Source organism: Sphingomonas sp. DMC6, assembly GCF_056314225.1.
The window spans coordinates 1-1277 of record NZ_JBQUYT010000028.1; the positions used below are offsets into that span (position 1 = coordinate 1).

Annotated in this window: 2 protein-coding genes; both read left to right on the forward strand. The window is 58.7% G+C overall.

All coding sequences use genetic code 11. From position 1 onward, the window contains the following. Positions 1-82 precede the first annotated feature (82 nt). Positions 83-478 carry a hypothetical protein gene (locus ACT53M_RS20120; protein WP_476235697.1) on the forward strand — a complete coding sequence of 132 codons (396 nt, stop codon included), beginning with the start codon at positions 83-85 and terminating at the stop codon, positions 476-478. Between the two features lie 56 nt (positions 479-534). Next, a protein-coding gene (locus tag ACT53M_RS20125; RefSeq protein WP_476235698.1) for an IS5 family transposase occupies positions 535-1277 on the forward strand; the annotation gives its coding sequence in 2 pieces (ribosomal slippage) (positions 535-844 and positions 844-1277; 744 coding nt annotated over the 2 pieces). This gene is flagged as partial in the annotation.

Here is a 1277-nt window from a genome sequence, read left to right on the forward strand (position 1 = left end):
TAGGTCGTGAACCCATAAATCGCATCGCTCGAACGTGGCGGATCGTTATTGATGATCGCGCAAGAGGGGTTATTCATTGGGCATGATATCGCGCATCGCCTATTGCCTCATATTCGCAATGCTTGCGGGTTCGTGCAGTCCGAGTTTTCCTGAGCCATCGACCCAAGACCCTAGCCCTATTCTCGGTTGTTACGTCGCCCCAGATGCGCCGTGGTTTGTCATCGATGCTTTTACCGTGAAATTTGCCGGTGACGGAAAGGGTGTGTCCTATCGTTACGAACTGCCAAAAGTCGGAACAGTGCTTCGTGTGCCAATGGACGCGGCCATCGTTGATGGCCGTTTGATCTTTACGCCTTCGGAGGACCGCTTCTATCGTGTGTTACATACGAGCGCGGGGCCAGTGGTCCGCGTTGCCTTCGGAAAGAAGGGCCTCCTTCGCGACTATCAACACAAATCTCTCGATGAATGCACGGGATAACGCGAAAATCCGTTTGGTGGATTACATCTTGCCCCTGCATCTGATTCAGCATCGGCATGAGCCGATATGATCTGACCGATTTCGAGTGGCGCGTGATCGAGCCGCTGCTGCCCAACAAATCCAGAGGGGTGCCGCGCGTCGATGATCGGCGCGTGCTGAACGGCATCTTTTGGGTGCTGCGTTCCGGTGCGCCGTGGCGCGACTTGCCCGAGCGCTATGGGCCGCGCACGACATGCTACAATCGCTTCGTGCGATGGCGGAAGGCCGGTGTCTGGGACCGGATGATGGACGCTGTCACCGCTGCCCATGACGGCGACATCCAAATGATCGACAGCACCTCCGTTCGCGCCCACCAACAGGCCGCGACGGCAAAAAGGGGGATCGAGATCATTGTCTCGGTCGCTCCCGAGGCGGACTTACGACCAAAATTCACGCGATCGTCGATGCGCAGGGGCTCCCGATCCGTCTCGGCCTGACCGCTGGCCAAGTTCATGACGGACAGGTCGCGGACACGCTGCTCGACCATCTTGGTCCCCACACCATCGTGCTGGCGGACAAAGCTTATGACGCTGACCGCATCCGCGCTCTGATCGAGGAACAGGGCGCAGCGCCCAATATCCCGCCCAAGAGCAACCGCCGCTGGAAACCCTGCTTCAGCAAGCGCCTCTACCGCGAGCGCAACCTCATTGAGCGGTTCTTCTCCAAGTTGAAGCACTTCCGCCGCGTCGCCACCCGATACGACAAGCTCGCGGCCAACTTCCTTGCAATGGTCCAGCTTGCCTCAATGCGGCTGTGGCTC